Origin of the sequence: Sphingobium sp. WTD-1 (assembly GCF_030128825.1) — a bacterium.
In the GTDB taxonomy this organism is placed as follows: domain Bacteria; phylum Pseudomonadota; class Alphaproteobacteria; order Sphingomonadales; family Sphingomonadaceae; genus Sphingobium.
The window spans coordinates 2345714-2356751 of record NZ_CP119127.1; the positions used below are offsets into that span (position 1 = coordinate 2345714).

At 63.7% G+C, this 11038-nt stretch carries 13 protein-coding genes and 1 pseudogene; 10 read left to right on the forward strand and 4 right to left on the reverse strand.

Translation table 11 applies throughout. The features are described from left to right. Positions 1-10: 10 nt before the first annotated feature. Positions 11-331: a DMT family transporter gene (locus N6H05_RS11705; protein WP_010337553.1), complete on the forward strand. Its 321-nt coding sequence runs from the start codon at positions 11-13 to the stop codon at positions 329-331. Between the two features lie 7 nt (positions 332-338). Here N6H05_RS11705 and N6H05_RS11710 read toward each other — a convergent pair whose 3' ends face one another. Further along, entirely contained in the window at positions 339-1013 is a 675-nt protein-coding gene (locus tag N6H05_RS11710) for a winged helix-turn-helix transcriptional regulator (protein ID WP_284113993.1), read from the reverse strand. A 114-nt stretch (positions 1014-1127) separates the two neighbouring features. Here N6H05_RS11710 and N6H05_RS11715 point away from each other — a divergent pair, with 114 nt between their 5' ends. The 6 genes from N6H05_RS11715 (at position 1128) to N6H05_RS11740 (ending at position 5118) form a co-directional block, all read left to right on the forward strand. Further along, positions 1128-1574, forward strand: a complete 447-nt coding sequence (locus tag N6H05_RS11715; protein WP_284113994.1) for a VOC family protein — start codon at positions 1128-1130, stop codon at positions 1572-1574. A 30-nt stretch (positions 1575-1604) separates the two neighbouring features. Continuing rightward, positions 1605-1967, forward strand: coding sequence for a DUF1428 domain-containing protein (locus N6H05_RS11720; RefSeq protein WP_284113995.1), 363 nt, complete (start codon positions 1605-1607; stop codon positions 1965-1967). A gap of 32 nt (positions 1968-1999) precedes the next feature. Further along, positions 2000-2800, forward strand: a complete 801-nt coding sequence (locus tag N6H05_RS11725) for a VOC family protein (protein ID WP_284113996.1) — start codon at positions 2000-2002, stop codon at positions 2798-2800. Continuing rightward, entirely contained in the window at positions 2800-3291 is a 492-nt protein-coding gene (locus N6H05_RS11730) for a VOC family protein (RefSeq protein ID WP_349666225.1), read from the forward strand. Before N6H05_RS11725 ends, N6H05_RS11730 begins: the two co-directional genes overlap by 1 nt. Then, positions 3288-3755, forward strand: a complete 468-nt coding sequence (locus tag N6H05_RS11735) for an SRPBCC domain-containing protein (protein WP_284113998.1) — start codon at positions 3288-3290, stop codon at positions 3753-3755. Before N6H05_RS11730 ends, N6H05_RS11735 begins: the two co-directional genes overlap by 4 nt. Positions 3756-3849: 94 nt before the next feature. Then, a complete protein-coding gene (locus N6H05_RS11740) occupies positions 3850-5118 on the forward strand; it encodes a radical SAM protein (RefSeq protein WP_284113999.1) in 1269 nt (422 codons plus the stop codon). Positions 5119-5130: 12 nt separating this feature from the next. Here N6H05_RS11740 and N6H05_RS11745 read toward each other — a convergent pair whose 3' ends face one another. After that, positions 5131-6081 carry a hypothetical protein gene (locus N6H05_RS11745; protein WP_284114000.1) on the reverse strand — a complete coding sequence of 317 codons (951 nt, stop codon included), beginning with the start codon at positions 6079-6081 and terminating at the stop codon, positions 5131-5133. A 349-nt stretch (positions 6082-6430) separates the two neighbouring features. Between N6H05_RS11745 and N6H05_RS11750 the strand changes: the two genes are divergently transcribed. Continuing rightward, positions 6431-7198: a hypothetical protein gene (locus tag N6H05_RS11750; protein WP_284114001.1), complete on the forward strand. Its 768-nt coding sequence runs from the start codon at positions 6431-6433 to the stop codon at positions 7196-7198. Here the strand turns inward: N6H05_RS11750 and N6H05_RS11755 are convergent. Both N6H05_RS11755 and N6H05_RS11765 read right to left on the reverse strand, forming a co-directional pair. Further along, positions 7195-7976: pseudogene (locus tag N6H05_RS11755) on the reverse strand (IS5 family transposase). The gene N6H05_RS11750 and the pseudogene N6H05_RS11755 overlap by 4 nt on opposite strands. A gap of 440 nt (positions 7977-8416) precedes the next feature. Beyond that, on the reverse strand, positions 8417-9688 hold the full coding sequence (locus tag N6H05_RS11765; protein WP_284114002.1) for an oligogalacturonate lyase family protein: 1272 nt from the start codon (positions 9686-9688) through the stop codon (positions 8417-8419). Between the two features lie 239 nt (positions 9689-9927). Between N6H05_RS11765 and N6H05_RS11770 the strand changes: the two genes are divergently transcribed. Together N6H05_RS11770 and N6H05_RS11775 are read left to right on the forward strand one after the other, a co-directional pair. Continuing rightward, positions 9928-10221 (forward strand): BA14K family protein, encoded by a 294-nt coding sequence (locus N6H05_RS11770; RefSeq protein WP_284114003.1) that lies wholly within the window; start codon positions 9928-9930, stop codon positions 10219-10221. A gap of 74 nt (positions 10222-10295) precedes the next feature. After that, on the forward strand, positions 10296-11036 hold the full coding sequence (locus tag N6H05_RS11775; protein WP_284114004.1) for an EF-hand domain-containing protein: 741 nt from the start codon (positions 10296-10298) through the stop codon (positions 11034-11036). Positions 11037-11038: the final 2 nt, after the last annotated feature.

Below are 11038 nucleotides of genomic sequence, written 5' to 3' on the forward strand. Positions count from 1 at the left end.
GAGCGCCATCATGGCTTGGATTGCCCTGTTTTTTGCCGGATTGCTGGAAATCGTCTGGGCCTTTGCGATGAAGCAGTCGCATGGTTTCACCCGGCTGGTGCCGAGCCTCATCACCCTTGGCGCGATGATCGCCAGTTTCGGCCTGTTGTCGCTGGCGATGCGCAGCCTGCCGCTGGGCACCGCCTATATGATCTGGACCGGGATCGGCGCGCTGGGCGCCTTTGCCGTTGGCGTCGCCTTCCTGGGCGAAGCGATCAGCCCGGCGCGGCTGGCGGCGGCGGCGCTGATCCTCTCCGGTCTTGTCATGATGAAGCTGGCGTCGCCGGGCTGACGGTCGCCTAGCTGACGGTTGAGGGCGCCTTGGGCGGCAGCGGGAAGAGGCGGACGAACCGCTCCGCCAGCGCCCGGTCGCCCTCCATTTGCAGGGCCGGGGCCATCGCGGCGAAGGACTGGCCGCCATAGACGATCGCGGCGAGAGCATTCTGATCGCCGGTGAAGATCAGATCGGCGCCGGCCGCTTCGCCCCGGTCGATGGTGAAATCGCCGTCATGGAGCGTGGCGCGAAATTCCTCCTCACCGAAGCGGAAGCCGATGGTCGCTTCGAGATCGCCGATTGCGGCGCGATCGATCATCGTGCGCATCGACATCACCACCGATACCTGGCTCATCGGCATGCCCGGCTGCATCGTCGGTGATCGGCAGGCCCAGCGGCCCAGCACCATGAACAATATTTCCGACTCGCGGCCCCATTCGGTCAACTCGTAAATCTGGCTGGCGGCGGGCGGGGGCAGGCGGCGGCGGACCAGGATGCTGGCCGCTTCCAGTTCCTCCAGCCGCTGGGTCAGCACATTGGCGCTGATTCCGGGCAGGCTGGCGCGCAGGTCGGTGAAGCGCTTGGGGCCGAGCAGCAATTCCCGCATGATCGGCATCGCCCAGCGATCGCCGATCAGATCGAGCGCATGGGCGGTGGCACAGCCATCCTGATAGGCGCGTTTGCGGGAGGTGGGACTCATTGGTTATCTTTTCTAACTTGTCTGTTGCATAATATAATCTTCGAGCGCACAAAGTTCAAGTCGGCGACTCAAAGCCAAGGTGCGCGCCGCCATGAAAGCATGAGGAGAGAGACGATGGCCGATGCGCCCGCGCCGAAGATGATCTTCGTCAACCTGCCCGTCACCGACCTGCCCGCCGCGATTGCCTTCTATGAAGCGGTCGGCGCCGTGCGGAACAATGATTTCGCCGATGACAGCGCGCAGATGATCAGTTTTTCCGAGACGATCCACGCGATGCTGCTGACCCATGCGCGGTTCGCCGGTTTTACTCCGCGCAAGATCCCCAATGCCCATGAAACTGCACAGGTGCTGCTGTGTTTGAGCGAGACGAGCCGGGACGCGGTGGACGCGACGGTGGACAGGGCGCTGGCGGCTGGCGGGACCGAGCCGAACCCCAAGCAGGATCATGGCTTCATGTATGGCCGCAATTTTGCCGATCTGGACGGCCATATCTGGGAAGTGATGTGGATGGATGTCGCCGCCGCAATGGCCGCGAACCAGGGAGAAATTGCCGACGCCTGATGTCGACGACCTTGCACAAGGAGAGAGACGATGAGCTATATGGACGGGTTCGTGATCCCGGTGCCCAAGGGCAACAAGGAACGCTACAGGGAGGTCGCCGCCTATGCCGCGCCGATCTTCATCGAATATGGCGCGCTGCGCGTGGTCGAATGCTGGGCCAACGACATCAAGCCCGGCAAGGTCAATGATTTCCGCACCGCCGTGATTGCCGAGGATGATGAGGAAGTCGTCTTCTCCTGGATCGAATGGCCCGACAAGGCGACCCGCGATGCCGGCGCGGAAAAGGTGATGAAGGACGAGCGCATGCAGCCCAAGGAGGGCGAGGACATGCCCTTCATCGGCGCGCGGCTGATCTATGGCGGGTTCGAGGTGCTGGTCGACGCGACCGCCTGACCTTTCCCAATATCGCATTCCGGAGAAAGACGATGACCGACCTTAGCGGCAAATTCTTCTGGTATGAACTGATGACCAGCGATCCCGCGGCGGCGCTGGCCTTTTATGGCGATGTCGTCGGCTGGACGGCAGAGCCGTTTGGCGGCGACCTGCCCGACGGCCCTTATCAGGTGATTTCCGGCAGCGCCGGGCCGCTGGGCGGGGTGATGGCTATCCCGGCCGAGGCGAAGGAGTGCGGCATGACGCCCTGGTGGGGCGGCTATGTCGGGTCGGCCGATGTCGACGCGGATACCAAAAGGCTGACCGATGCCGGCGGCAGCGTGAAGCGGCCGCCCGAGGATATTCCGGGCGTCGGCCGCTTTGCGGTGATGGCCGATCCGGGCGGCGCGGTGTTCATGCTGCTTAAGGGATCGAGCCCCGAGGGGATGGATGCGCCGCCGCCAATGGCGCCGGGCCATGTCGGCTGGCACGAGCTATATGCCGGCGATTTCGACAAGGATCTGGCCTTCTATACCGGGCAGCTCGGCTGGTCGAAGGGCGAGGCCATGGATATGGGCGAGATGGGCAGTTACCAGCTTGTCTCGCAGACCGGCGCTAGCGATTTCGAGGGTATGACCGGCGGCATCATGCCGGTGCCGCCGATGATGCCGGTGCCGCTATGGCTGTTCTACTTCACCGTCGGCGACATCGATGCGGCGGTCGAGCGGGTGACGGCCGGTGGCGGCAGCGTGCTGCAGGGGCCGATCGAGGTGCCGGGTGGCGCCTGGATCATCCAGGCAAGCGACCCGCAGGGCGCGATGTTTGCGCTGGTCGGCAGCAAGGGAGAGGGATGATGGACAAGATTTCCCCCTGCCTGTGGTTCGAAGGCCAGGCCGAGGAAGCGGCGCATTATTATGCGTCAGTCTTCGGCGGATCGGTCGACCATGTGAGCTATTATCCCGAGGTCAATCCGTCGCCTTCGCCGCTGCCGGGCGGGAGCGTGCTGCTGGTCGAGTTCAGCCTGTTCGGGCAAAGCTATCAGGCGTTGAACGGCGGGCCGCAATTCAGCTTTGACGAGGCGATATCGCTGTCGGTGGCGTGCGCGGATCAGGCCGAGCTGGACGGCTATTTCGATCGGCTGACCGGTGATGGCGGCACGGCCGGCCCGTGCGGCTGGGTGACCGACAAATATGGCCTCTCTTGGCAATTGGTGACGCGCCAGATCATGGACAATTATCATACGGGCGACCGCGCCGGCATTGCCCGCATGATGCAGGCGATGATGACGATGCAGAAGCTGGACAGCGGCGCGATGCACGCGGCGTTCCTGGGAGAGGCGGCATGAGCGGGGCGGAGCATGAACTGTCGGTCACCTGCCTGATCGATGCGCCGCGCGAGATATGCTGGAAGGTGTGGACCGACCTGAAGGACGAATGGTTTTGTCCCAAGCCCTGGCGCGCCGAGGTGATCGAGGAGGATATGCGCCCCGGCGGCCGCAGCGCGGTGCAGATGTTCGGGCCGAATGGCGAGGAAACCGGGCCGATGGAGGGCATTTTCCTGGAGGTGGTGCCGGGTGCGCGGGTGGTGACAACCGATGCCTATGCCGCCGGCTGGATACCGCAGGTGCCGTTCATGACCGCGATCTGGGACTTCGCAACGGAGGGAGACGGCACCCGCTTCACCGCGACCGCGCGCCACTGGGACGCGGAGGCGAAGGCGCGGCATGAGGAAATGGGCTTCCATCCCGGCTGGGACGAGATGATGGCCCAGTTCAAGGCGCTGTGCGAGACGTCGGCCGCGAGCGCTTAGTTATTCGCGCGAAGGCCGGGCTATTATAATTGCACATTATTGTCGCTCGGCTATCCTGTGTTCAACGAAGGTGGGCCGCATGGACTGTCGAATATTGCGAGCCTTAACGCTCAAGAGCAACGGGCAATTGGTCTGCGACGATAGCAGTGGTTACGGCATCATCCTGGGTGATCTGAGCACGGCGTCAAACTGGAATATCGGCCAAGTGCTGAACGGGCCGGTCTATGGTCATGTGCGCAAATCCTTTGCCGAGGGGCGGGCGCCCTGGCCGGGCATCTGCGAGGGCTGTCATACTTTTTCGGGCGGCGGCGCACCCAACGACACGCTCGAAAGCCGGATCAGCCTGATCGTCGAGCCGACCCTCAACTGCAATCTGCGCTGCCCGTCCTGCCTGCGGATAAAGGAAGGCAAGACCCGATCGGGCGAATGGGATCTGGAGCCGGCGAAGTTCGAGGCGCTGTTGCGTAGCTGTGCCAAGAACGGCATTGAGGTTGAGACGGTCCATTATCTCGGTTGGGGCGAACCCCTGCTCTATGCGGGCCTAGGCGCGCTGACCCGGCTGGTCCGCAAATGGCATCCCCATTGTATCCAAGAAGTGACGACCAGTGGGAGTATCGCCGATCCGACCGTGCTGGATGACACGGATATTGATCGCCTGACGGTGTCCTGCGACGGCGCGCTGCAGGATAGCTATGTCAAATATCGCAGGTTCGGCGAGATCGATCAGGTGTTCGGCCTGCTGGATTATGTCTCGCGCCTGAAGCGCAAACCCTTTGTCGAATGGAAATATATCCTGTTCGAACATAATGACAGCGACGAGGAACTGGCGCTGGCCCAGGCGCTGGCAGAGGGGTTTTCTGTCGACTCGCTGCTGTTCATCATCACCAATTCGAAACGCGCGTCGAAGCGCTATACGATCGACAATATCCGCAGCTTTCCGATGCAATTTGCGCGGGGCGAGATATCGCCGGCGGCGGCGCTGCTGACGATCCGGCAGAGTGGGCGCCCGGTGCCCGAATATTCCCGCCTTGGTGATCTGGCCGATTTCTCCTTCTTCCTCGATCAGGCGCAGATCACCATCAGCAATATCCTGGAACTGCGCGGCTGGAGCCTGACAGCCGATGGCGCTTATGTCGATCGGATCGAATGCTATGATGGGCCTGATCTGCTGGGATGGGCGCGGCTGGGCCACCGACGCAGCGATGTGTCGCGTGGTCGGCCGAATGCGCAGGGGCCGGATTGTGGTTTTGCCTTCAAAATTCCGATCGATGCAGGTTTCGCGCCGCAATCTCTGCAGTTCCGGGTGTCGTCAGGCGAAGCCTGCGGCCGATTCGCCGCCACATTGGAATTCACCGGCGCGTAACAGGCTGGCTCGTCAGTCGATTTTTGGCTGCAAGGGCATGCACAATCTGGCAACGGGCTGGTCGGGCACCAATATTTCCGCCGGGTCCATTTTCGACATGGCGATGGCGGCGCGCATGAAGAGGAGGGCGGGGCGCAGCGATGTGTCGCCGCCTTCCTGCACCAGTTCCCGCAGCGCGCGGACGAACAGGTCGGGCCAGCGTTCGATATCCACGCCCTGGCCGCGCAGGATCAGCGCGGTGGCGCTCCAGTGGCGCTGGAGCAGGCCGATCATGTCGGTATAGTCGCGGGAGTCGCCGACACAGGCATCGGTCATCTCGCGGAAGATCGGGCCGAGCAGCAGTTGCGGCTTGCCATCGCCCACGCCCGCCCAGAGCGAACCGGGATATTCGGCGATCAGGCCATTCAAGGCATCGCCGAAATAGCGCAGCCGCCCGTCATGGGTCGCGACCTCGATCAACGGGGCGGCGGTGCCTTCCTGCTCGGCGCGATGGCGCAGCAGCATCTGGCAGGCGAAACCGGCCAGGGCGCCCAGCGTCTCTTCGGCCGAGCGGGTGCGCGGCGGACGGACCCGGTCGAGCAGGCGGCGGGCAAGCGCCTCGTCCGGATCGAGCAGGGCGGGGATGCCCTGTCGCGCGCGATCGATGCGGTGCAGGCCGCGCGTGGCGTGACGGACCCAGAGGAGGAAGGTGATGCTGAACAGCGCGAAGCTGGCCGCCATGGCGCCGAGCAGCGGCAGGGCGTAGGCGTTGCGCAGCGGCGGCAGGAGCAGCGCGAACAGGCAGAATATCGGCAGCAGGGCGAGCGGCAGCAGGCGCGCAAGGCCACGACGCAGGCGCTGCGCGGTGCCCATGTCGGGGATGGCATATTGGCCGCCGATCAGGCCGAACGGCATGAACAGCGGGCGGCCGTCTGCGCCATGGCCAAAGGCGCTGTCGAGGAAGCTGGTCGTGAGGCGGCGCATGGCAAGGGTCCGGCAGGAAGGAATGCGGGCGCGCCGCGGCGGCAGCCTGACGGGGAAGCTGTTACCGAAATATGAGGGAATGGGCTGAAGGGGGTGTTTACCCTGTGTCTGAGACGGAAACGCATGATGACGTGGATCAAGCGCTATTCTCTGGCCCAGGGCCGCGTTGACAAATTCGGACGGTCTGAAAACGACCATTTACAGCTATTCGCCCCTGTTATCCACGCCGCCTAGTTGCAGACGTTCATTGGGGGAAAACCTCCGCTCATCAGTTTCAGCGCTTGGGAAACGGGTTGCTGCATCTGCGGCAAGCTGCCATCTACCAGACATTTATGGGCGGGGGGCAAGAATGAAAAAACTGTTTGCAATCATATGCCTTTGCCTCGCTGCCTGTAGCCAGCAGGGATGGATCGACCGTTTGTCCACGCAAGAAGAGCAGGCGTTCGTTCTTGATACCGCTGAAAGGCTTCGTGCCGGGCAGATTGATCAACTTGCCCAAGGAGCAGAGCCGGAACTGCAGCGGCAACTGCCGATCTACATAAAGCGAGTCATGCCAATGCTCGCGCCCGTTCGCGGAACTTTCGGATTGCAGACGGTCAATGTGTTCACCCCTAACGGTGGTCCAACAACTAAAACCTTCACCCTCCAAGGCGGCTCAAACAACCATTGGGCGATAGTCAGGGTCGTGCTGCGGGGATCCAGCAATTCGATGCAACTCGCAGGGCTCAACGTCACGCCGTTCCGCAGTGATCCGTCTAAGTTGGACGAATTTGAAATCCGTAAGCGCGGCTTCATGGGCTATTTGTGGTTGGCGGCAATGCTGGCGAGCGTCAGCATGTGCCTGTGGGCAACCGTCCTCATATGGCGGCGTCGGTGGCTGCGCCGCAGATGGCTGTGGACTTTAGGTAGCCTTTTGGGTTTCGCTGGCTTCGGCCTGAATTGGTCGACGGGAGCATGGGCGATCCTTTTCGTGAATATTTCCTTTCTCGGAGCACAAGCTACCAAAATGGGGCCTTATGCACCTTGGATTCTGAGCTTTGGTATCCCTGTGGTGGCATTGATCGTCATTGTACGGTGGTATCGACGTGATCACGAAGCGGATGCTTCGCCGTCCTAGGCGGTGTTGACAAAAGCTTTCAGCCATAGTCGCGCGGCAGCGAGGTTGATGAAGCTCTCGAACGACAGGACGGTCTTGTCGTAGCGGGTGGCGATGCGGCGCTGCTGCTTGAGTTTGGCGAACATGCGCTCGACACGATTGCGATCCTTGTAGCGCCGGTAGTCGGGATGGGCCGGCACCTTGCGGTTGGAGCGCGGCGGGATGACGGGCAGGATGCCTCGCATGAGCAGGTTCTCCCGGAACCTGTCGCCATCATAGCCTTTGTCGGCGAGCAGCGCCCTGGGCTTGGGCAGCGGCAGGTTCATCAGATCGTCGGCCGCCGTATAGTCCGATGCCTCGCCGCCGGTAAGGATGAAGCCGACAGGGAGGCCCTGATTGTCACAGCGGGCGTGGATCTTGCTCGTAAAGCCGCCGCGTGATCGACCAAAAGCCTGCGCACAAGCCCCCCTTTTCCGCCCGCTGCCGAGACGTGGCCGCGAACCGTGGTGCTGTCGATCATGTGCTGCCAGTCGTCGGTGAGGCCCAGATCGACCAACGTTTGCAGCATGGCGTCCCAGACGCCTTGCTCCGCCCAGCGCCGGAACCGGACATAGACCGAGTTCCACTTGCCATAGCGCTCGTGCATGTCGCGCCACGGGCAACCGACCCGCAGCACATGCAGCATGCCATTGAGAAAGCGCCGGTTATCGCCGGCCGGTCGGGCATGCCTCCCACGCTCGGACGGGAGTAGCGGCCCGATCAACTCCCACTCCGCGTCCGACAAATCCCCTCGATCCATGACCGCTCCCCAAAGAGCAGCCTTGAATCAGAACACGCACCGATTGGGAATCCCTTTTGTCAACGCCGCCTAGCTGTCCAATCCGCAAGCGCTCGCCAAGGGAATGTCTGCTATGGCCCTTTCTATTCCGTGAAACAGCCAGTCCGCATCGCCCCCTGATCGCTGCTCATCCCGCCGATCGCTGAGGGGCCTGCCCGATAGCTGCCCGTCCGCTCCTGGGCCCAAAGCTGCCGGGCGCGAAGCGACCAGAAGCTGACATGTTCCCCCTCCCGCAGGCGGGAGGGGGTTAGGGGGTGGGCTAGACGTCGCGATAGCCCACCCCGCTGCGACTAACGCGCTGCGCGCGTAAGTCTCGCTACCCCTCCCGTTTACAAGAGGGGAATGGCCGCTTCCCACCCACCCCCCCAATTCAACGGGCGTCGGGCTTGTCCGCTTGCGGTCTAGCGTGGTTTCGCGATTTCCACCGCATAGATGGCGGGGCTGCCGGCGACATTGCTGCGATAGACCAGCCATTTGCCGTCGGGCGTGAAATGCTGGTTGGGTTCGAGCGTGTAGTCGTGGCTTGTCAGATCGACGAGCCGTTCCGTCTCCAGCGTGCCGGTGGCGATCAGCGTGTCGCCGCCGAGCGTGTTGCGGGCGCGGGGATTGTCGTCGGGGCGGGGGTGGAAGAGGCTGATATATTTGCCGTCATTGGCGCCGTCGCCGGAGAAGCTGCGGCCGTCGGGCGATGAGGCGAAATGATAGGAGCCCTGGCCGGGGCGGATCGCATACCAGCGGCGCGCGCCATTGGTGACGTCATGGCCGGCGAGCCAGCGCATCCCCTGCGGCATGATGAGGTCATACCAGATGGTGCGGCCATCGGGCGCCCAATATTCATGGCCGGCAATCTCGCCCTGGAGGATGCGCTGATGCACCTTGGTTCTGGCGCTGCCGTCGGTGCGGATGGTCCAGATGCGGTCGACCTGCTGCCAGGGGCCTTCATGGCAATACATCAGCAGATCGGGATCGGTCGGCGAGAATTGGACATGGTTGAGCCAGTCCTTCGACGTGGTGATGCGGCGTTGCTGGCCGGTGGCGATGTCGATCGCGAAGATTTCCATCGGCACGCCGGCGGCGAGCCGGGCCTCCATCCATTTTTCCTTGGCGGCGGCGAAGGAGAGGGGGCGGCCCTGATTGTCGGTGCCGCTGTAGCTGGGTGAGCCGGTTTTCGGATCGCGCTTGCCCTGGGCGGCGATGGCGGGCGGCGGCGGGGCGAGTTCGCGATGGCCGGCGAGCAGCGTGTCGTCGGCATTGATGGATTCGATGCGGCCGCCCGGCATTTCCGCGATACGGCGGCGCTTGCCGCTGTCGAGATCGACCGACCAGACGATGAAGGACGGTTCGCCCTCGCTGCTGCCGGTCGGGTTGGTGGTATAATAAGCGACATTGGCCCGGTGGCCGACGAACAGCAGCCGGTCGACCTTTTCCTTCAGCACCAGCCGGGTTCGCCAGTTGCTGGTGTCGGCGACGCGGATCCCCTCCGGCGTCAGATAGACCATGCGCTTTCCGTCGGGGGTAAAGGGATTATAGTTGAAATAGAGGCCATAATTGCCCGGCCGGTCATCGACGCGGACGATGCGATGGCCGGTGGTCGGGTCGGTCCAACTGGCGGGGGAAGCGGCGGGTGCGGGCGCTTTCGCTGCGATGAGCAGGGGAAGGGCCAGTCCGATCATTGCCTGCCTCAACCGCATCCCATCCTCCCAATTCAAGTTCAATTTGCGGGATTGGATACCGCATATCGGGAATTTGGCAAGGCGGCTGTGATCTCGGCGCGGCGCATGCTTGCCGGGCCAAGCCTTTGAGAGAGGAGGGCAATAAGGCGCGGGCTTCTGAAATATTCGTGAAATGACGGGGCAAAATCGGGTGGCCACAGACGGGGCGGAGATTTTCCACCCAGATGAAAGGCCATGACATGACTTATCCCTCGCTCCTGACCCTGGGCGCCGCCGCGCTGATGGCGACGCTGGGCGCGCCAGCCATGGCGCAGGCGCCGCATCATGGCGCGAGCCAGCCGGTGAGCAGCAAGGCGCCGGCCAAGAAGCCTGCCCCGGTAAAGGCCCAACCGGCCAAGGCCCAACCCGCCAAGGCCCAGGGCCGTTCGACCGGCGCGGCGCACCAGAAGGCCTGCCGCAATCGCTACAAGAGCTATGACGCCAAGCTGGACAGCTATCTCTATCGCGGCAAGCGGGTGCGCTGCACGCTCTGATCGCGACCGATGCGGGGCGGTGCCGGGGGACGGCGCCGCCCCGTTCCTGTTTTCATGAAGAAGGACGATGCGCGATGCGCAAGATGATGATCGGGGCGGCGCTGCTGCTCTGTTCGGCGCCGTTGCTGGCCCAGGGGGGCATGGGGGGCGGCATGGGCGGCGGCGGCATGGGTGGCATGGGCGGTGGCCCGCCCGGCGGTGGTGGCCCTCCCGGTGGCGGCGAAGGCCGGCCGCAAAAACCGCGCGAGATGAAGCCGATCAAGCGCAGCCAGATCGACAGGATCGTGACCGCCATGTTTGCCGAAGCCGACAGCAATCGCGACGGCATGGTGACGATCGACGAATTGCGGCTGGTGGTGCAGGCGCGGCGCGAAGCGATCATCCGCACCCGGTTCGAGGCGATCGACAGCAATCATGACGGCGCGCTGAGCCTGGCCGAGTTCCAGGCCTGGCAGGGCAGCATGGGATCGGTCGCGCTGTCGGAAACGGGCGCGATGGGCGATCAGGGCGGGCCAGTGGCCGAGGCGATCATGCCCAAGCTGGGCGACGACCCCGAGGACGCGATACTGGGCCGGCTGATCGAGCCGCTCAATGCCAGCGCCATCGCCCAGGCCAACAGCAATTATGATGCCGGCGCCTCGCTGGAGGAAGTGCTGGCGTTCGAACATGCCCGCTTCGATGCGGCGGACGCCGATCATGACGGGGTGCTGTCGGCCGAGGAGATGCGCAGCCTGATGCCGCGGCGTGGTCCCGGTGGTGGCCCCGGCGGTCCGGGTGGACCGGGCGGCGCGGGTGGACCGCCGCCGCGCAACTGACG

Coding starts and splice junctions, on each gene's coding strand:
- N6H05_RS11745 (WP_284114000.1), bottom strand. CDS start 6,081: ATGCGCCGCCTCACGACCAGCTTCCTCGACAGCGCCTTTGGCCATGGC.
- N6H05_RS11715 (WP_284113994.1), top strand. CDS start 1,128: ATGGCCGATGCGCCCGCGCCGAAGATGATCTTCGTCAACCTGCCCGTC.
- N6H05_RS11725 (WP_284113996.1), top strand. CDS start 2,000: ATGACCGACCTTAGCGGCAAATTCTTCTGGTATGAACTGATGACCAGC.
- N6H05_RS11705 (WP_010337553.1), top strand. CDS start 11: ATGGCTTGGATTGCCCTGTTTTTTGCCGGATTGCTGGAAATCGTCTGG.
- N6H05_RS11750 (WP_284114001.1), top strand. CDS start 6,431: ATGAAAAAACTGTTTGCAATCATATGCCTTTGCCTCGCTGCCTGTAGC.
- N6H05_RS11710 (WP_284113993.1), bottom strand. CDS start 1,013: ATGAGTCCCACCTCCCGCAAACGCGCCTATCAGGATGGCTGTGCCACC.
- N6H05_RS11765 (WP_284114002.1), bottom strand. CDS start 9,688: ATGATCGGACTGGCCCTTCCCCTGCTCATCGCAGCGAAAGCGCCCGCA.
- N6H05_RS11775 (WP_284114004.1), top strand. CDS start 10,296: ATGCGCAAGATGATGATCGGGGCGGCGCTGCTGCTCTGTTCGGCGCCG.
- N6H05_RS11720 (WP_284113995.1), top strand. CDS start 1,605: ATGAGCTATATGGACGGGTTCGTGATCCCGGTGCCCAAGGGCAACAAG.
- N6H05_RS11730 (WP_349666225.1), top strand. CDS start 2,800: ATGGACAAGATTTCCCCCTGCCTGTGGTTCGAAGGCCAGGCCGAGGAA.
- N6H05_RS11735 (WP_284113998.1), top strand. CDS start 3,288: ATGAGCGGGGCGGAGCATGAACTGTCGGTCACCTGCCTGATCGATGCG.
- N6H05_RS11770 (WP_284114003.1), top strand. CDS start 9,928: ATGACTTATCCCTCGCTCCTGACCCTGGGCGCCGCCGCGCTGATGGCG.